The following is an 18,509-nucleotide window of genomic DNA, read 5'->3' on the forward strand; positions in this document are numbered from 1 at the left end:
CGGCCTGTTTGACCTGCCTTAGCCCAGCATCCCGCGCCCGTGCCCAATGGCGCTTTGCATGGATTTCACCACCACAAAGGCATCGCGCAGATGGCTGCGTTCAAACTCGGACAGGTCCGAGGGCGACAGATAATTATCCGGCTTTCCGCCGGCTTTAACTTCAGCGACCTGATGCTCCAGACGCGTGTCGGCAATCAGGTCATAGGCGTCCAGCAGATCCTGCCCGCCCGATTGGCTGAGGCCACCGGCGTGAATGGCGGCTTCCAGACGCGCGCGGGTGTTGGCCTCGGTCAGTTCACCCTGCAGCGCATAGACGCGGCCCAGATCAACGATCGGCACAACGCCGTTATGCTTCATATCCAGCTGGTTCTTGTGCTCGCCCGAGCGGATCGTGGCGAAGCCGCGCAGAAGGCCCAGCGGCGGTGTGTGCTTCAGAGAGTTCGACACCATATGCGCGACGAAAATCGAGTTCTTCGCCGCCATCGCCAGCGTGTCTTTCTGAAGCCCTTCAAACAGGCTCTCATCCCCGGCAATCGCCCGCAGGTCAAACATGACCGAGGCCAGCATCTGTGCCTCAGGGCTTGGTTTCGCGATCCAGCCGTCGAAATAGTCCTTCCAGGTCGACAGCGGCTGACACCAGCGCGGGTTGGTCGCCATCATGTCACCGGGGCAATAGAAATAGCCGCAGACATCAAGCCCGTCACAGACGAATTTGGCCAACTCGGTGAAGTAACCGTCTCGGTCCGCATCCGTCACATCGTCGTGCAAAATCATGCAGTTATCTTGGTCGGATACGCCGGTTTGCTCCTGTCGGCCCTGCGATCCACAGGCGGCCCACAGATAGGGCACGGGGGCCGGGCCCAGCTTGGACTCTCCCAACGCCAAAAGGCGGCGGGTGCAGGTGTCGGCAATGTCGGTAATCAGGCGGGTGACCACCTGATGCGGGCGGCCTCCGGCGACCAGTTGGACCAGAAGCTGCGGGATACGTTCTGTCACCTCGCGCATTTCTTCGGGCGTGTTGGCCTGCGCAATCTCGCGCACCAACTCGGCCGAGCTAACGGCCTGAAAGCGGGTCAGGTCGGTCTGGCTGACAATGCCAACCAGCTTGCCACCCTCAACGATCGGAACATGGCCGATACGACGCTCCATCATCACGTGCAGCACGTCCGAACCAATGGCGGACGGGGCAAGCGTGATGGGATTGGGGGTCATGATCTGTGACACAGGCGTCTCGACCGGCAGAGCAGCGGCCAGCACTTTGCCCGACATGTCGCGGGTGGTCAGGATACCGGTCAGGGCATCACCCTCGGTGATACACAGCGACGACACGCGGCGGTCGCGCATCAGGATCGCGGCATCTTGCACCGAGGTCGCCGGGGTACAGGTCACAGGATTGGCAGCCATCAACGTGTCCACCTGTGTAGTCGCGAGGTCCTGCTGGTCCTGCTTGTTGTTCCGATCCGCGCGCGAGCGGTCAAAGAACCGTTTTACCGTGTCTTCGGCGGCGATCAGGGCGTGGAACTGAGCGACCGGCAGGATCAGAAGCGTTGTATCCGTGACGGCTTGCGCCGAGGTTACGGCCTTGCCTTCCCGCAGCAGCCCACGTTCACCAAAGGAATTGCGTAGCCCAAGATGCGACACGACCGAGCCGTTCTCGTCACTGACCTCGACCTCACCCTCGTAAATGATGAAAACGCCGGGCAGGTCATCTCCGAACCCATAGACGCTTTCGCCTGCAGGCACGGCGCGTGCTTGAAGCGTCGGTACCAGCTTTTCGACCACATCGGCTGTCAGGGCATCATAGGGGTGAACGGATTTCAGAAATCGGAAAATCTGATCTTGGCTCAGGGGCATATTAAGCGCCTTCTTCAAAAGTTAGTCCCGCCCGATATGACACCGGACGGGACAAATTTAAAAGGGGGCGGGTCGCCGCAGAGGGCCACCCGCCCAAGCTTTTTATTTGTTCTGAGCTGCACCGGCGCCGCGCGGAACGCGAACCGATTCAACCAGAGCTTTGATCTCAGCCGGCAGCGGCTTGGTCATACCCGATACGGTGTAAGCAACAGCGAAGTTGATCGCCGCACCAATTGCGCCGAACGAGGTCGACTTAACGGTGCCCAGAAGCGGATCAGCATCGGTGAAGCTGTTGGTACCCGGGATGAACAGCCAGCCTTTGTGCAGGAAGATGTAGATCAGGGTAACCGAAATACCCGCGATCATGCCTGCAACAGCACCGGTGTTGTTCACTTTGGTCGAGAAGATACCCATCATCAGAGCCGGGAAGATCGACGCGGCGGCCAGACCGAAGGCAAGTGCCACGGTTTGCGCTGCGAAGCCCGGAGGGTTGAGACCCAGATAGGTAGCTACAACAATTGCCACTGCCATCGCCACACGTGCCGACATCAGTTCGCCTTTTTCCGAAATGCTCGGGTTGATCGCACCTTTGATAAGGTCGTGCGATACAGCCGACGAGATCGCCAGAAGCAAACCCGCAGCCGTCGAAAGCGCAGCAGCCAGACCACCAGCAGCAACCAGACCGATTACCCAACCCGGCAGGTTGGCGATTTCGGGGTTGGCCAGAACCAGGATGTCGCGGTTGAACTTGGTCAGCTCGTTACCGGTCCAGCCTTTTTCGGCGGCCATTGCTTGCATAGCTTCAGACTTGTCGTTGTAGTACTGGATCTTGCCGTCGCCGTTCTTGTCTTCCCAGTTCAGAAGACCAGTTTTCTGCCACGTCTTCATCCAGTCGTAACGATCTTCGGTCTCGATCTGCTGAACAGTCACAGCTTCACCGTTGACGCCACCATTCGGCCACATCATTTCCGAGATGTTCAGGCGAGCCATTGCACCAACAGCCGGAGCAGTCAGGTACAGCAGAGCGATGAACACCAGGGTCCAACCGGCCGACCAACGGGCGTCCGATACTTTAGGCACGGTGAAGAAGCGCATGATTACGTGCGGCAGACCAGCGGTACCGATCATCAGCGACAGGGTGAACAGAACCATGTTGAACGTGTCGGCGTGGTGAGCAGTGTACTCGTTGAAGCCAAGTTCGGTCACGATTGCGTCCAGTTTTGCCAGCAGAGGCTCGCCCGAAGCTGCGTGCTCGCCGAACAGGCCCAGGGCCGGGATCGGGTTGCCAGTCAGCTGCAGCGAGATGAAGATCGCCGGAATGGTGTAAGCAGTGATCAGTACGCAGTACTGAGCAACCTGCGTGTAGGTTACACCCTTCATGCCGCCGAAAACGGCGTAGGCGAATACAACAGCAGCACCGATGAACAGACCGGTTGTGTTGTCCACTTCCAGGAAGCGGCCAAACGCAACACCAACGCCGGTCATCTGACCGATAACGTAGGTGGTCGAGGCCACGATCAAGCAGACAACAGCCACGATACGGGCAGTCTGCGAGTAGAAGCGATCACCAATGAATTCCGACACGGTGAACTTGCCGAACTTACGCAGGTAAGGCGCAAGCAGCAGAGCCAGCAGAACGTAGCCGCCGGTCCAACCCATCAGGAACGAAGAGTTGTCGTAGCCGGTGAAGGCGATAAGGCCAGCCATCGAAATGAACGATGCGGCCGACATCCAGTCAGCAGCCGTCGCCATACCGTTGGTGACCGGGTGAACACCACGCCCAGCGGCGTAGAATTCGGATGTAGAGCCCGCACGGGCCCAGATTGCGATGCCGATGTAAAGTGCGAAGCTCGCACCCACAAACAGCAGGTTGATCGTAAACTGATCCATCTGTTTCTGGCCCCTTTATTCTTCGTCTACGCCGTGTTCACGGTCGAGTTTGTTCATGCGCATTGCGTAGTTGAAGATCAAAATCAAGAAGACGATGATCGAACCTTGCTGTGCGAACCAGAAGCCCAGATCGGTTCCGCCGATTGCGATGCCGGAAAGCATCGGGCGCAGCAGGATGCCGAATCCGAATGATACGACCGCCCAGATAACCAGGCTGATCATGATGATGCGCAAGTTGGCGGACCAATATGCGTCGTTTGATGAGTTGTCGGCCATGAAGCCTCCTCCCTCTGAAGTTCCTCCAACGGGGTCGCTTATGCGGCCCCGCCCTTCCCTTTCTTATGCGACCGCTTCCTGAACGATCTCATTAAGGTCACCTGCAATGGTATCGATCGCCTTCATGGCGTCGACCTTCTGCAGGCTGCCCTTGCCCCCGTAGTAGGCAATGAGCGGTGCCGTTTGTGCGTGGTAGGCCACAAGGCGGCTTCCCACGGTTTCGGCGTTATCGTCGGCCCGGCGTTTCATGTCCGTGCCGCCGCATTTGTCGCAGACGCCATCCTTGGCGGGCTGCTTAAACTCGTCGTGATACCCTTCACCGCAACCGCCACAGGTGTAACGGCCCGAAATACGGGTCACCATTGCAGCGTCATCGACCTCGAGGCTGATGGCTGCGTTAATCTTCTGACCGCTTTCCGCCAGCAGGGCGTCCAGCGCCTCGGCTTGAACGGTGGTGCGGGGGAAACCGTCAAGGATCACGCCCTTGGCGCAATCGGCGTCTTGCAGACGGTCACGCAGGATGTTGATCACGATCTCATCCGAGACCAGTTCACCGGCCTCCATAACGGCTTTTGCAGCAAGGCCCGCTTCGGTCCCTGCTGCTACGGCTGCGCGCAAAAGATCTCCGGTGGAAAGCTGGACAAGTCCGAACTTGTCTTCCAGCATCCGGGCCTGAGTGCCCTTCCCGGCGCCCGGAGGGCCGAGAAGGATCAGAACGGGGGCGGCGGTCGTTGTCGCTACGTCCATTATGCGCCTGCCTTATGCATGCGGTTGTCGATCAGATCGTCCACAACCGACGGATCGGCCAGGGTCGAGGTATCACCCAGTGCACCGAAATCGTCCTCGGCGATCTTGCGCAGGATACGGCGCATGATCTTGCCCGAACGGGTCTTCGGCAGACCCGGGGCCCACTGGATGTGGTCGGGGCTGGCGATCGGGCCGATTTCCTGACGGACCCAGTTGCGCAGCTCGACCTTCAGATCGTCGGTATATTCTTCGCCGTCCATCAGGGTGACGTAGCAATAGATGCCCTGACCCTTGATGTCGTGCGGGAAGCCAACAACGGCGGCCTCGGATACCTTGGCGTGAGCAACCAGAGCGCTTTCGACTTCAGCGGTACCCATGCGGTGACCCGATACGTTGATCACGTCATCCACACGACCAGTGATCCAGTAATAGCCATCCGCGTCACGGCGGCAGCCGTCACCGGTGAAGTAGTAGCCTTTGTAGTCGGCGAAATAGGTCGCCACGAAACGCTCGTGATCGCCATACACGGTGCGCATCTGGCCGGGCCAGCTGTCTTTCATGCACAGAACGCCTTCGGCCTCGGTCTCGTGGATCTCTTCGCCGGTGGTCGGCTCCAGGATCACGGGCTGCACACCAAAGAAGGGCGTGGTGGCCGAACCGGGTTTGGTTGCAGTTGCGCCGGGCAGCGGGGTCAGCAGGTGACCACCGGTTTCCGTCTGCCACCAGGTGTCAACGATCGGGCAGTTACCTTTGCCAACAACATCGTTGTACCAGTTCCAGGCTTCGGGGTTGATCGGCTCGCCCACGGTGCCCAGCACCTTCAGGTCGCTCAGATCGTACTTGGTCACGAACTCTTCGCCGCGTGCCATCAGGGCACGGATCGCGGTCGGCGCGGTGTAGAACTGGTTCACTTTGTGCTTTTCGCACACAGCCCAGAAACGGCCAGCATCCGGATAGGTGGGAACGCCTTCGAACATCAGCGTGGTCGCACCGTTGGCCAGCGGGCCATAAACGATGTAGCTGTGGCCAGTGACCCAGCCCACGTCAGCGGTACACCAGTAGATGTCGCCTTCATGATAGTCGAACACGTACTCATGGGTCATCGCAGCCCACAGCAGATAGCCGCCGGTACAATGTTCAACGCCCTTCGGCTGGCCTGTCGACCCCGAGGTGTACAGGATGAACAGCGGGTCTTCTGCGTTCATGGCTTCGGGCGGGCAGTCAGCCGAAGCGTCTGCCATCAGCGCCGAATAGGAGTGATCGCGGCCGTCTACCATCGGCACGTCGCCACCGGTACGCTCGACCACCAGCACCGGGGTGTTGCCCAGATCGCCGTGGGCCAGAGCGGCATCGACGTTGGTTTTCAGCGGCGTGTTGCGGCCACCACGGGGGGCTTCGTCAGCAGTGATCACCAGCGAGGCGCCACAGCCTTCAACACGGGCAGCAAGTGCCTCGGGCGAGAAGCCTGCGAATACGATCGAGTGGATTGCGCCAATGCGAGCACAGGCCAGCATGGCATAGGATGCTTCCGGGATCATCGGGAGGTAAAGAATGACGCGGTCGCCTTTGCTGACGCCCATGCCCTTCATCACGTTTGCCAGCTTCGAGACGTTCTCGTGCAGCTCGTTATACGTGATTTTCTTGTCGAGGTTCGGATCGTCTGATTCCCAGATGATTGCGACCTGGTCACCGCGGGTTTCCAGGTGGCGGTCGATACAGTTGGCCGAGACGTTCAGTTCGCCATCTTCAAACCATTTGATCGACACATCAGGGTGCGCGAAAGTGGTGTTCTTGATCTTGGTCGGCGTCTTCGACCAGGTCAGACGCGTCATCTGCTCGGCCCAGAATGCATCAGGATCATTTACGGATGCGGCATACATCTCTTGGTATTTTGCAGCATCAATATGCGCATTCGAGACAAACTCCGCAGACGGAGCATAGGTCTTATCAGCCGTAGCTTGCGACGACATTCAGGATCCTCCCAGATTTTCCTCCAAACGCGAGCAGTTCGCGTGGGCCGGGACATCACCAAACAGGTTTATTCCCAAACTTGCCTTGAAAACTGGAGGATTAATCACATCTAAACAACAGATTTTGTGTAAATTTATTTAACTCACCCGGAAATTATAGTAATATCTCTTCACCATGCCACCTTTAGTAATTGTTTTACAAGCTCTTTCCTGTAAAACGCTTTGTCAAAAAATGTAAAAACTTGACACGCTTCTCACTGACTCCGAACCATCCAGATTGCCTTCGTTTTAGGCATCAACGGACGCACGCACCGAACCATACGGTGCCGACCGGCATGATTTAGCCGATAAGCGATTCACCCTGTGCTTGACAGGCCACAGTGGCGCAAGGCACATCCCAGCCCATGCAACGCTCGTTCCAAAACCTCCTGTCGCAGCGCCATTCCGTGCGCGCTTTCACCAAGGATCCTGTGGCCAAATCTGATCTGGAAAGGATCTGCCAGGCCGCGCGGAAAGCCCCCAGCGGGGCCAATCTGCAACCCGGAAAATTCCACGTTCTGACAGGTCAGGCTTTAGAGGGGCTGATCGGCGCCCTTCATGGTGCGATGGATCGCAACGAACCGCCTGTCAGCGAATATTCTTATTTCCCGATCCCGATGCCTGCCGACCTGAAAGCCCGGCAACGCGCCGCAGGATATGCGCTGTATCAAGCACTGGGGATTGCAAAACGGGATGTGGAGGGGCGTCGTAAACAATTTGCGCGCAATTATGCCTTCTTTGATGCCCCAGTGGGTGTGATCGCGACCATTGATCGCCGCATGGGCAAGGGCTGCTTCATGGATCTGGGCATGTCACTGATGACATTTCTGTTGGCGGCCGAGGATCAGGGCTTAGGTGCGACAGGAATCGGCGCGCTGGCTAACTATGGCAACATCGTACATCAGTATCTGAACCTGCCCGAAGACGAGTTGGTCGTCTGTGGAATTGCTGTCGGAAAGAAGGACGAAACCGCGCCCGTAAACCAGTTCCGCACCGAACGCGATGCGTTGGACGTGTTCACCAGCTTCCGCGGCTTCGACGACTAGGGCGCCGACAAGACCAACGCGCTACCCAGCCCGCCTGCTGCGGCAATTCCGGCCACACCGGCCCCGCCCTTGGGCAAAAGCTCATAATACAGCCCCACCGCCAAGATCGCACCGGACGCTCCAATGGGATGGCCCCGCGCAAGCGCCCCGCCATTCGGATTGACGATCTCGCGCGGCAGGCCCGCGCCTTCCTGACAGGCAATGGCCTGAACGGCGAAAGCCTCCATGATCTCGGCAATGGTCAAACTGTCAGGCTTCCGCCCCGCGCGCTCCAGCGAAGCATTGATGGCGGCAACGGGAGCAATGCCGGGCAGATCGGGCGTGCCGCCAAGGCTCGATCCGGCCTCGATCCGGATTTTCGGGGCCGAAAGCCTGCGCGCCACGCGGTCCGACACCACCAGCACGAAGGCGGCTCCGTCCGCCGCCACAGCCATGTTCGCTGCGGTGACGCTGCCTGCGACTACCGGCGCACGCGCACAAAGGCGCGGGGTGAGCTTTCGGGTGAAGGCGTCAGTGTCCTGACCTTCAATGGATACGATCTGATCGGACTGCGTCCCGTCCAACGCGTCTTGATGGCTGGCCACGGCCCAGTCATCCTGCGCCTGCCGGGTAATCCCCAGCTTCTGTGCCAAAGCCTCGGCCGCTTCGGCCATATCCGGATCACGATCCGGCCACGGGGTGAACTGGGCTTGCTCATACGGCTCCGGGTCGCGCCCATCCGCGAAGGTGCGGGACCGCAGGGGACGGCGCGAGTAGCTTTCCGCCCCGCCCGCGATCACCACGTCATGTTGGCCAGACAAGATCATCGCCTGCGCCAACATCACCGCGTCCAGCCCACCGCAGCATTGGCGGTCGATGGTCAGCCCACCGACGGTTTCTGGCAACCCCGCCGCCAGCGCCGCGACCCGCGCGGGATTGCCACCCGCGCCCAGCGCGTTGGCCAAGATCACCTCGCCAACCTCGTCCGGGGCCACCCCAGCTTGCGCCAAGATATCCTGGATCACCGGGGCCGCGAGGTCGTGAATATCTAACGCCGCAAACGCCCCGCCGCGCGGGACGACGGCTGTGCGACGGGCTGCGATGATCCAAGCGGCGCTCATACCTGCCCCCGCGCAAATTGCTCAAGTGCTTTCAGATCCGGCTTTCCGGCTGGCAGCATCGGCAGAGCGTCAACGAACAGCACCTGCCGCGGCATCGACGGCGCGCCCAGCGTATTGCGGCAACGGTCCTTTATGATGCGCTCCTTGTCGTCACTCGCCATGCCTTCAACAACCGCAACCAGCACCTGCCCACGCGCGTCATCCGGCACGGGGACCACTGCACAACGCGCGGCGCTGACGGCCTTCGAAACCTCGACCTCGACCGCCTCGGGGAAGACATTGTGATCGGCCACGGTCACCATCCGCGACTTGCGTCCCAGAAGGTACAGGAAGCCGTCATCGTCCAACTGCGCCATCTCGCCCACGGTCAGGAAGTCGCCATTCCAGCGGGTCTCGGGGCTGTCGCCCTCGACATAGTGTTCGAACAGATAGGGGCTTTTCACCCAAAGCTCACCCGGCCCCTGCCCGACTGGCTGGCCGTTTACATCGCGCAATGCGATCTCGACGCCCGGATAGGCCCGACCGACCGAGGCGATGGGCGCATCCACGGGCGCGATGGACATGAAGCTGGTCTCGGACGCGCCGAAGAACTCGTGCAGCTCTGCATTTGGGAAGAGCGTGGACAGCGCCGATGCCGTGTCAGCGTCCAGCTTTCCGCCACCCGAAAACACCAGCCGCATTTCGGGCAGCGGTTCAGGATGTACTTTCAAAAGCAGCCGCAGTTGCGCGGGCGTAGCATAGAGCACCTGCACCCCGTCGTGCCCCATCCCCTGCAGCTGGGCGCGGGGCGACAGGCCGGTCAGGATCGACAGGTCCGCGCCAAGATGCAGCGCTTCCATGATAGCAAACAGCACCAGCGAATGCCCCGGATCACCGAGCACAGCATAGGGCGTGTCCTCGCCGGCGCCGAACTGTTGGCGAGTGATCTCGAAACTGGAGATCCAGCTGTCCGGGCGGCGCTGGATGGTTTTCGGCGCGCCGCTGGATCCCGAGCTTTGGCATTGCAAAACCTGCTGCCCGTCCTCGGCCTGCCAGACGTCAATCGGATCGCCTGCGACTTGGCGGGCACAGATGCTGGCCCCATCGCGCAATCCATTCATCAAAAGCAGCACTGCTCGCGCCGCGCGCCGCGCCTGTTCTGGCGCGTGTCCATCAGGAAGATGGATGGTGCTGTGCATGTCTTGGCGAAACCGCATGGCGATGTATTGCCCTTCTTCTGGCGAAAACCTGCGCCCTTTGTAGAAGCACGCCCCGCCAAGGGGAAGCCCAACAGAAGACGGGCGCGGTCAGCGCCGCGCCCGTTTCAATACTCCTCGTCACGAGTGCTTACCCGCGCACCACATAGACCGAACAGGTCGAGTGGCGCACCACCCGCGCCGCGTTCGGGCCCAGAAGGTAATCCTTCAGGTCCGGGCGATGCGCGCCAAGGACGATCAGATCGGCGTTGCCAAGCTCAGCGGCGCGCAGCACCTCTTCATAGACCGAGCCGACGGCCACAATGTGACGTATCTTACTGTCAGCCTCTGGCCCCAAAGTCTTCAAGGTCATGGCTTTCAGAATGTCGCCCGCGTCGTTTTGCGCCGATTTGACATGATGGTCCTGAAAATAGGCCCCCACAACCGACATACCGAAATCCGGCACAACGGTAATCACGTCCAGCTGCGCGCCCCGTAGCTCGGCCAGCTCGGCCGCGGTTTTCAGAACGGGGTTTTCGGCATCAACGCGGTTGATATCGACTGCACACAGGATGGTCTGGGTCATGCCGCTTCTCCTTCCATGATTTCTTCTTCCTTGGCGCGACGCGACTGCAGGAAGGCCACAAGGCCAAGCAGCAGCAGTGCCGGGATGAAGATCAGTTCTTTCGGCAACTGGTTCGAGGGCGCCTGCACCGCCGAGATTTGAACGGGATCATCCCCGTAGAAATCAAAGGTCGACAGCTTGTCGGACAACGGCGTGCCGAACATGGGTTCGTCGATCCGCATCACATCCCCTTCCGGCATCAGCATGATGCCAGCCGCGTCCAGACGGGCCGCGCCGCCATCAGCTTCGGGCACGTTCAGAACCACGGTCAGGTCCTTGACCTCAAGCGTGTCAAAGTCCGGCCCCGAGATCACCACCCGCAGTGGATCACCTGGCGCAGCATCGCCAATCGCTTGCTCGATACTGGTTGGCGCGATTTGCGTAAACGGCGGCTGGATCTGGTTCATAAAGAAGCCCGGGCGGAACAGTGCGAAGGCCACAACCAGAAGGGCAACGGTTTCCCAGATACGCGATTTGGTCAGGAAGAAGCCCATGGTGCCTGCTGTGAAGACAAGGATGCCGATGGTCGCCACGATAAAGACAATAATCCCTTGCGTGAGCGTTACATCAATCAACAAAAGATCCGTGTTGAAGATGAAGACGAACGGCAAGGCCACGGTACGTAGGCTATAGAAGAACGCGGTGAACCCGGTGCGGATGGCATCGCCACCCGACACAGCCGCCGCCGCGAAACTTGCAAGCCCCACCGGGGGCGTCACATCTGCCATAATCCCGAAATAGAAGACGAAGAGGTGAACGGCGATCAGCGGCACAACAAGGCCGGACTGCGCGCCCAGTTCAACAACCACGCCCACCATCAGCGAGGACACAACGATATAGTTCGCGGTCGTCGGCAAGCCCATCCCAAGGATCAGCGACAGGATCGCCACAAAGACCAGCATCAGGATCAGGTTCCCGCCAGACAGGAACTCGACAAAATCCGCCATCACCTGACCGATCCCGGTCAGCGATACGGTGCCCACGATGATACCCGCTGTGGCTGTCGCCAGACCGATCCCGATCATGTTACGGGCCCCATCAATCATGCCTTCAATCAGGTCCATCACACCATCGCGCAGACGCGAGATCGGATTGTCCTCGCCCCGGAAGAACGCTTTCAACGCCTTCTGGGTCAACAGGATACCAAATAGCAGGAAGGTGGCCCAGAAGGCCGACAGGCCGGGCGATTTGCGCTCGATCATCAGGAAGTAAACCAGCACGATGATCGGCATCAGGTAGTACAGACCCGACTTATAGATCTTGGCCACGTCCGGCAGCTCGACCACCTCGGCGTTGGGATCATCGGGTTCCAGATCCGGCACCTGTGCAGCCAGATAGATCAGGGCCACATAGATCACGAACAGAAGGATCGACAGGATCCAGCCCGAGCCCTCGGGGAACAGCGATACAATCCAGCCCACCGGGTATTGTGTGGCGTAGCACAGCAGTGCAAAGCCCGCGAAGAAGGCAAACATCCCGCCGATGGTTTTGCCCATCGACACGACCTTGTTGCCGATGGTCGGCATTTTGTTTTTCACCGCCTCCAGATGCACGATGTACACCAGCGCGATGTAGGAAATGATCGCGGGCAGGAAGGCGTGGGTGATGACCTCGACATACGAGATACCCACATATTCCACCATCAAGAACGCAGCCGCGCCCATGACGGGCGGCATGATCTGACCGTTCACGGACGAGGCAACCTCGACCGAGCCAGCTTTTTCCGCCGAGAAGCCAACGCGCTTCATCAGCGGGATGGTGAAGGTGCCGGTGGTGACCACGTTCGCAATGGACGAACCGGAAATCAGTCCGGTTGCAGCCGAGCCAACAACAGCGGCCTTCGCCGGGCCGCCACGCAGGTGACCAAGGGCGCCAAACGCCATCTTGATGAAATAGTTGCCCGCGCCTGCACGGTCCAGAAGGGCGCCGAACAGTACGAATAGGAAGACGAACTTGGTGGACACGCCCAGAGCGATGCCAAAGACACCTTCCGAGGTGATCCACATATGGCTCATCGCTTTACGAAGCGACGCACCGGCCCAGCGGATCTGGTCGGGCACCACTTCGGATGAGCCGAAGAATACGTAGAAAAGAAACACAATCGCCAAGGCCACCATGACGGGGCCAAGGGTGCGATAGGCGGCGATGAACAGGAAGGTCAGGCCCGCTACGGCAAAATACGCGTCCGATTGATCGGCTAGACCACCATTCGCCACGATCTTATCGTAGAAAAAATAGCCGTAGAGCGCCAAGAATGCACCGCCGACGCCGAGCACCCAGTCATACCAGGGAATATAGTTGCGCGGGCTGGATTTAAACAAAGGATAGGCCATCGCGGCCAGGAAAACTGCAAACGCCAAATGGAACTGGCGCGAGTTGTTAATCAGATCTCCAGGCAGAACATAAGGCGCGACCGGCGAAGCCAGAAGCACCTGAAAAATAGACCAAATCAGCGCAACGGCGGCAATCATTAGCCCAACCGCGCCCTGTGGGTTTCGCGCACCGGTGTCGCTGGCGGCGACGAGCTCTTGAAGCTCTTCTTCGCTAAGCGCGCGTTCCTCTTTCGTGGACATTGTGTCTCTCCCTCGGTCTGCTTGCGACCGCACTTAATTACTTAGGAAACATGCCCGATCTTCTGCCGGGTCAAAGCGATCGGGGGACGCAGGGCCGCCCCCCGATCATAAGGCTTACGGGTAACCGATTACTCGATAATACCAGCCTCTTTATAGTACTTCGCAGCACCCGGGTGCAGCGGAGCCGACAGACCAGCGGTTGCCATTTCCTTGGGGTCAAGATTGGCGAATGCCGGGTGCAGACCTTTGAAGTCTTCGATGTTGTTCATGACCGACGACACAACGGCGTAAACAGCGTCTTCCGACACGGCGTCCGAGCTGACGAAGGTTGCGCCCACACCGAAGGTGGCGGTGTCAGCATCGTTGCCACGGTACATGCCGCCCGGAATGGTTGCGGTACGGTAGAACGAGTTCTCGGCAACCAGCTTGTCCACAGCCTCGCCCGAGACTTCAACCAGTACCGAGTCACAGGCCGTGGTGGCTTCCTGGATCGAGCCCGAGGGGTGACCAACGGTGTAAACCATCGCGTCGATCTGGTTGTCGCAGAGCGCTGCAGACTGTTCCGAAGCCTTCAGCTCGGTTGCCAGAGCGAAGTCGCCGGTGGTCCAGCCCAGAGCTTCCAGCAGAACTTCCATGGTGCCGCGCTGACCGGAACCGGGGTTACCGATGTTGACGCGCTTACCTTTCAGGTCGGCGAAGGTCTTGATGCCGCTGTCGGCACGGGCAACGACCGTAAAGGGCTCGGGGTGGACCGAGAACACAGCGCGCAGGCCTTCAAAGGCACCAGCATCTTCGAACTTCGAGGTGCCGTTATATGCGTGGTACTGCCAATCCGACTGAGCCACACCAAATTCCAGCTCGCCTTCGCGGATGGTGTTGATGTTGTAGACCGAGCCGCCGGTCGACTCGACCGAGCAGCGCACGCCGTGCTCTTTGCGACCCTTGTTCACCAGACGGCAGATGGCGCCACCAGTCGGATAGTACACGCCGGTTACGCCGCCGGTACCGATGGTGATGAATTCCTCGGCAAAGGCAGCCGGCGCCATCACTGCGGTGGCAGCAACCCCTGCAAATGCAATCTTGAACCCTTTAAACATCAGATTTCTCCCTTGTTGATGTATATTTATTCGCTCCACACTTCCGCCAACTGGCGGTTGTGAAGCTCGACTTCAGCAATTCGTTCCTGAGCCGTGACGCCTGCGCGCCCGACCACCATTCCGACGATGGTTTCCAGAAGGAACATCGTCGACACGTAGGACGAAAAGAAATGAGGGCTATCGGTCGACACGGTGAACCCGGCCGACGCGTATTCCAACGCAGGACATGTATGCGTATCGGTGATCACCACAACGTAAACCCCTAACTCACGAGCAAGCCTGGCTGCCTTGATCACTGAGACAGCAAATGGCGGCTTGGTAACTATAAGTAGTGCATCACGTTCATCGAGCCCTGACAAGGCTCCCCCTAGGGAAGCCCCCATCCGATTGGCGAGAATCCAGTTATCTGCGCAGAAATTCGCCATATAAGACAGGTATTCGACAACCCCGGTGGACCCCAACGCCCCCAACAACAGCACTTTCCGGGATGCCGCCAAACGGTCGGCCACGTCGCGAATCGCATCCGGGTCCAGACCGGCCATCGTCTGCTTCAGGTTGTTCTCGCATGCCGCGAAATGGGCTTGAGCGAAGTCAGACTTCCCGTCGCCATGCGCCTTTTGAAGCTGTCCAGCCCGATCGGAAAAGTTGTTCACTTTTCGATCAATCTTATCGCGCATTTCGTCGCGCAGCTCGTCAAAGCTGGCATAATCCAAGGCCCGGGCAAGACGCGAGAATGTGGCGGGCGACACGCCGGTCTGCGCGGACACGGTGCGCAGCGGACGCGACACAGCGTCCAGCGGGTTGGCCACAAGGTAATCGGCGGCTGCGCGCAAGGCACCGCTTAGATCTCCATAGGCCACAGCCAGCCTCTTTTCGAAGCCCTCACTTGCGCTCACGTCCAGTGTCTCCCTGTTTGGACAAGGCTCAGTGTTCCTTTTGTTTCACGTATTGTCAATTCCCGCATTATTTGTTTCAATGTCAACAGGTTCAACGGGACATGCAAGGGATCCCCATGTCACATATTTTCCCGCGTCACTGCAAATCAGCCCCACCTGTCGCAACACGCGGAGACGGCATATACCTGATTGATTCAGAAGGGAAAAGATACCTTGACGGATCTGGCGGAGCGGCCGTGTCCTGCCTTGGTCATTCGGACCCAGACGTGGCCAAAGCCATGCATGATCAGATCGACAGACTCAGCTTCGCGCACACCGGATTCTTGACGTCAGAGCCGGCAGAATCACTCGCTGACCGTCTGGTTGCGCATGCGCCCGAGGGAATCGAGCGCGTGTATTTGGTATCTGGTGGCTCGGAAGCTGTGGAAGCCGCGCTGAAGCTTTCGCGCCAATACATGATCGAAATTGGGCAGACCCAACGCACCCGCTTCATCGCCCGCAAGCAAAGCTATCACGGCAACACGCTGGGCGCGTTGGGCACCGGCGGCAACATGTGGCGGCGCGAACCGTTTGACCCGCTGATGATGTCGGCCAGCCATATCGATCCCTGCTATGAATATCGCCTGCGCCAAGAGGGCGAGACGGAAGAGGAATACGGTCTGCGCGCCGCGAATGCCTTGGAAGAGGAAATCTTGCGCGTCGGCCCTGATACCGTGATTGGCTTCCTTGCGGAACCCGTGGTCGGGGCCACCGCAGGCGCCGTGCCCGCCGTCAAAGGCTACTTCAAGCGCATCCGCGAGATTTGCGATCAGTACGGCATCCTTCTGATCCTGGACGAGGTCATGTGCGGCATGGGGCGCACCGGCACCTTGTTCGCCTGCGAGCAGGACGAGATTTCGCCCGACATCATCACCATCGCAAAGGGGCTTGGTGCAGGCTATCAGCCGATTGGCGCGATGCTGTGCACGGGCGAAATTTACGACGCGATCGCCCAAGGCAGCGGGTTCTTTCAACACGGTCATACCTATATCGGCCACCCCGTCGCCGCCGCAGCGGCAGATGCAGTTGTCCGCAAGCTGACCGAAGGCGGCATGACCGCCCGTTCTGCCAAGATGGGCACCCGTCTGAACGACGCGCTGCATGCCGAGTTCGGTCAGCACCCGCATATCGGTGATATCCGCGGCCGCGGCATGTTTCGTGGGTTGGAGATCGTGGCGGACCGCGACAGCAAAGCGCCGTTTGATCCGTCCCGTGGCATCGCAGGCCGCTTAAAAAAACAAGCGTTCGAGAATGGCCTGATCTGCTATCCGATGAGCGGTACGATTGACGGACAGAACGGGGATCACGTGTTGCTGGCCCCGCCTTTTATCATCTCGGATGAACAGATCGACGAACTGGTGGGCAAGTTGTCCAAATCATTGGAGCAAGTTCTGTGACACCGCTTCCCAAGATCATGCTGGCTCCGAATGGGGCACGCCTGACCAAAGCCGACCACCCAGCCCTGCCGATGACGCCAGCCGAGATTTTGGAGACCACGCAGGCCTGTCGCGCGGAAGGCGTCGATGGGCTGCATCTTCATCTGCGGGATGCGGATGGGAAACACCTTCTGGATGCGGACGCTTACGCCGACGCGCTGAACTTGTTTCGCACCGACATGCCCGGTTTTCCGGTCCAAATCACGACCGAGGCAGTCGGGATGTATGGCCCCGCCCATCAACGGCATGTGGCGCTGAATTCGGGGGCAGACATGGTTTCGGCGTCCGTGCGTGAGCTGTGCCGAGATGATCACGACGTGACGCGGGCGTTTTACAACGACTGCCATCAGCGCGGCATTGCAGTGCAACATATCCTTTACGATGTGGAGGACGCGGATCTTCTGACCCGCGTGTTGGACGACGCGCTTCTGGCCTCTCCGGATTTGCAACTGATCTTTGTGCTGGGTCGCTATGCTGTCGGGCAGAAATCCGACCCGAAAGAGCTGGATCCGTTTCTGACATGGCTGACGTCAGCCGGCCTGACGCCCGACTGGGCAGTCTGTGCCTTTGGCCAAAACGAGACCCCTGCCCTTCTGCGCGCAGTTCGTGCTGGCGGAAAATGCCGGATCGGGTTCGAGAACTCGCGCCAGCACGCGGATGGGTCTAATGCGAAGGACAATGCCGCGCGCGTGGCTGAGTTGGTGAAGGCCTGCGCCGAGCATGCCTAAGCCTTAAAACATCTTCGCGCGGGCATCCGTGGGCGACATGCCGAACTGCTTTTTGAACGATCGCACAAGGCTGGAGCGCGTGCCGAACCCAGTGGCTGCCGCGATCTCGTGCATGGAGTAGCTGGTCTGCTGTACCAGTTGACTGGCACGCTCCAACCGTAGGCTGCGATAGATCGTCAGCGGGCTAACCCCCAACTGGGTGGCAAAGCGGCGCTGCAATTGGCGCGAGGACACGTTCATGATCCGGGCGATCTGGACGATCGACAGGGTGTTTTCCAAATGCTCCAGCATCACGGCCACACAGTCACCGATGATCCGGTCGCCGCCGGAATAGCGTTTGATAATATGCTCTTGCTTGCCGTGAAACGGCTCACCCGAAACCTCAAGCCCGACATAGTCGCCGAAGGTGGCGGCAGAGAACCCGCCCATTTCCGCCTCGAGCAGTTTCAGGAACAGACGCAGGGCGGCAAAGATGCTTGTGGCGCTGCAAATGCGGCCATCGATGGCGAAGGGCGCGCCGCCGTCTATGCAGAACAGCCCCTCTTCTTCGGCCACGAAGCGCAGATTTGAATGCACTGCCAAGGCGGTGCGGCTGGCAAAGACCGACTTGCACAGGACGAACACGCCACCACCAACCAGCACGCATTGTCGGCTGAGGCGCAGAAGCTGATGCGCACGGTTCAGTTGTTTGTTGTCCAGCTGCCAGCGGGCGTGGAAGTCAGCCCAAAAGACGACCGTGCGACCCCGCCAATAGGCCTGATCATGCGACGGGCAGCTGTCCAGCGTATAGACAGAGACGTCGCGCGGCGTTTCCGCGTTGGTGAACTGATCGAGCGAGATGAAGAAGTCGCGAAAGACGCTGGCCAGCGAGACGTGGCTGCGGTCCGGCACGATGATGGTTATCCCCTGAATGGGGCCAATGGCCGACAGGTCATTCATGGGGGCCATAAGTGTGTTCTGAATATTCATAGATGCATCCCGTTATCTGGTACGACATTATGAGACCCCGCCCGGCCAC

The 18,509-nt window shown here is 59.5% G+C and carries 15 protein-coding genes; 3 read left to right on the plus strand and 12 right to left on the minus strand.

Features of this window, described 5'->3' with window-relative positions; genetic code table 11:
- Window positions 1-18: 18 nt before the first annotated feature.
- The 5 genes from G0Q00_RS10060 to acs form a co-directional block, all read right to left on the minus strand.
- The gene (locus tag G0Q00_RS10060; RefSeq protein ID WP_163038928.1) at window positions 19-1,854 is read right to left on the minus strand and encodes a DUF294 nucleotidyltransferase-like domain-containing protein; all 1,836 of its coding nucleotides are present in this window, start codon (window positions 1,852-1,854) and stop codon (window positions 19-21) included.
- 102 nt (window positions 1,855-1,956) lie between these two features.
- Window positions 1,957-3,744 (minus strand): sodium:solute symporter family protein, encoded by a 1,788-nt coding sequence (locus tag G0Q00_RS10065; protein ID WP_163038930.1) that lies wholly within the window; start codon window positions 3,742-3,744, stop codon window positions 1,957-1,959.
- 15 nt (window positions 3,745-3,759) lie between these two features.
- Window positions 3,760-4,020 (minus strand): DUF4212 domain-containing protein, encoded by a 261-nt coding sequence (locus tag G0Q00_RS10070; RefSeq protein ID WP_163038932.1) that lies wholly within the window; start codon window positions 4,018-4,020, stop codon window positions 3,760-3,762.
- Window positions 4,021-4,083: 63 nt separating this feature from the next.
- Window positions 4,084-4,767 (minus strand): adenylate kinase, encoded by a 684-nt coding sequence (locus G0Q00_RS10075; RefSeq protein WP_163038934.1) that lies wholly within the window; start codon window positions 4,765-4,767, stop codon window positions 4,084-4,086.
- Window positions 4,767-6,737, minus strand: a complete 1,971-nt coding sequence (acs, locus tag G0Q00_RS10080) for an acetate--CoA ligase (RefSeq protein WP_163038936.1) — start codon at window positions 6,735-6,737, stop codon at window positions 4,767-4,769. The genes G0Q00_RS10075 and acs overlap by 1 nt, the downstream gene beginning before the upstream one ends.
- 404 nt (window positions 6,738-7,141) lie before the next feature.
- On the opposite strand from acs, the gene G0Q00_RS10085 reads away from it, so the two are divergent.
- A complete protein-coding gene (locus tag G0Q00_RS10085) occupies window positions 7,142-7,822 on the plus strand; it encodes a nitroreductase (protein ID WP_203564970.1) in 681 nt (226 codons plus the stop codon).
- Here G0Q00_RS10085 and G0Q00_RS10090 read toward each other — a convergent pair.
- The 6 genes from G0Q00_RS10090 to G0Q00_RS10115 all read right to left on the minus strand — a co-directional run bounded on the left by G0Q00_RS10090 (window position 7,819) and on the right by G0Q00_RS10115 (window position 15,288).
- Window positions 7,819-8,922, minus strand: a complete 1,104-nt coding sequence (locus tag G0Q00_RS10090) for a thiolase family protein (protein ID WP_163038940.1) — start codon at window positions 8,920-8,922, stop codon at window positions 7,819-7,821. The genes G0Q00_RS10085 and G0Q00_RS10090 overlap by 4 nt on opposite strands.
- Complete coding sequence (locus tag G0Q00_RS10095; protein ID WP_163038942.1) at window positions 8,919-10,100, minus strand: AMP-binding protein; 1,182 nt, start codon at window positions 10,098-10,100, stop codon at window positions 8,919-8,921. Before G0Q00_RS10095 ends, G0Q00_RS10090 begins: the two co-directional genes overlap by 4 nt.
- A gap of 148 nt (window positions 10,101-10,248) precedes the next feature.
- Entirely contained in the window at window positions 10,249-10,683 is a 435-nt protein-coding gene (locus G0Q00_RS10100) for a universal stress protein (protein WP_163038944.1), read from the minus strand.
- A complete protein-coding gene (locus G0Q00_RS10105; RefSeq protein WP_163038946.1) occupies window positions 10,680-13,295 on the minus strand; it encodes a TRAP transporter permease in 2,616 nt (871 codons plus the stop codon). The genes G0Q00_RS10100 and G0Q00_RS10105 overlap by 4 nt, the downstream gene beginning before the upstream one ends.
- A gap of 128 nt (window positions 13,296-13,423) precedes the next feature.
- On the minus strand, window positions 13,424-14,392 hold the full coding sequence (locus G0Q00_RS10110; RefSeq protein WP_163038948.1) for a TAXI family TRAP transporter solute-binding subunit: 969 nt from the start codon (window positions 14,390-14,392) through the stop codon (window positions 13,424-13,426).
- Window positions 14,393-14,418: 26 nt separating this feature from the next.
- A complete protein-coding gene (locus G0Q00_RS10115; protein ID WP_370458561.1) occupies window positions 14,419-15,288 on the minus strand; it encodes a MurR/RpiR family transcriptional regulator in 870 nt (289 codons plus the stop codon).
- 116 nt (window positions 15,289-15,404) lie between these two features.
- Between G0Q00_RS10115 and G0Q00_RS10120 the strand changes: the two genes are divergently transcribed.
- Together G0Q00_RS10120 and G0Q00_RS10125 are read left to right on the plus strand one after the other, a co-directional pair.
- The gene (locus tag G0Q00_RS10120) at window positions 15,405-16,724 is read left to right on the plus strand and encodes an aspartate aminotransferase family protein (RefSeq protein WP_163038949.1); all 1,320 of its coding nucleotides are present in this window, start codon (window positions 15,405-15,407) and stop codon (window positions 16,722-16,724) included.
- The gene (locus G0Q00_RS10125; protein WP_163038951.1) at window positions 16,721-17,491 is read left to right on the plus strand and encodes a 3-keto-5-aminohexanoate cleavage protein; all 771 of its coding nucleotides are present in this window, start codon (window positions 16,721-16,723) and stop codon (window positions 17,489-17,491) included. Before G0Q00_RS10120 ends, G0Q00_RS10125 begins: the two co-directional genes overlap by 4 nt.
- Window positions 17,492-17,494: 3 nt before the next feature.
- Here the strand turns inward: G0Q00_RS10125 and G0Q00_RS10130 are convergent, their stop codons facing one another.
- Window positions 17,495-18,460: a helix-turn-helix domain-containing protein gene (locus G0Q00_RS10130; RefSeq protein ID WP_163038953.1), complete on the minus strand. Its 966-nt coding sequence runs from the start codon at window positions 18,458-18,460 to the stop codon at window positions 17,495-17,497.
- Window positions 18,461-18,509: the final 49 nt, after the last annotated feature.

Source organism: Aliiroseovarius sp. PrR006, from assembly GCF_010500215.1.
Classification (GTDB): Bacteria; Pseudomonadota; Alphaproteobacteria; order Rhodobacterales; family Rhodobacteraceae; genus Aliiroseovarius.

What these genes read in the sequence shown, in the direction of transcription:
- G0Q00_RS10060 (WP_163038928.1), bottom strand. Translation starts at nt 1,854, where the DNA reads ATGCCCCTGAGCCAAGATCAGATTTTCCGATTTCTGAAATCCGTTCAC.
- G0Q00_RS10065 (WP_163038930.1), bottom strand. Translation starts at nt 3,744, where the DNA reads ATGGATCAGTTTACGATCAACCTGCTGTTTGTGGGTGCGAGCTTCGCA.
- G0Q00_RS10070 (WP_163038932.1), bottom strand. Translation starts at nt 4,020, where the DNA reads ATGGCCGACAACTCATCAAACGACGCATATTGGTCCGCCAACTTGCGC.
- G0Q00_RS10075 (WP_163038934.1), bottom strand. Translation starts at nt 4,767, where the DNA reads ATGGACGTAGCGACAACGACCGCCGCCCCCGTTCTGATCCTTCTCGGC.
- acs (WP_163038936.1), bottom strand. Translation starts at nt 6,737, where the DNA reads ATGTCGTCGCAAGCTACGGCTGATAAGACCTATGCTCCGTCTGCGGAG.
- G0Q00_RS10085 (WP_203564970.1), top strand. Translation starts at nt 7,142, where the DNA reads ATGCAACGCTCGTTCCAAAACCTCCTGTCGCAGCGCCATTCCGTGCGC.
- G0Q00_RS10090 (WP_163038940.1), bottom strand. Translation starts at nt 8,922, where the DNA reads ATGAGCGCCGCTTGGATCATCGCAGCCCGTCGCACAGCCGTCGTCCCG.
- G0Q00_RS10095 (WP_163038942.1), bottom strand. Translation starts at nt 10,100, where the DNA reads ATGCACAGCACCATCCATCTTCCTGATGGACACGCGCCAGAACAGGCG.
- G0Q00_RS10100 (WP_163038944.1), bottom strand. Translation starts at nt 10,683, where the DNA reads ATGACCCAGACCATCCTGTGTGCAGTCGATATCAACCGCGTTGATGCC.
- G0Q00_RS10105 (WP_163038946.1), bottom strand. Translation starts at nt 13,295, where the DNA reads ATGTCCACGAAAGAGGAACGCGCGCTTAGCGAAGAAGAGCTTCAAGAG.
- G0Q00_RS10110 (WP_163038948.1), bottom strand. Translation starts at nt 14,392, where the DNA reads ATGTTTAAAGGGTTCAAGATTGCATTTGCAGGGGTTGCTGCCACCGCA.
- G0Q00_RS10120 (WP_163038949.1), top strand. Translation starts at nt 15,405, where the DNA reads ATGTCACATATTTTCCCGCGTCACTGCAAATCAGCCCCACCTGTCGCA.
- G0Q00_RS10130 (WP_163038953.1), bottom strand. Translation starts at nt 18,460, where the DNA reads ATGAATATTCAGAACACACTTATGGCCCCCATGAATGACCTGTCGGCC.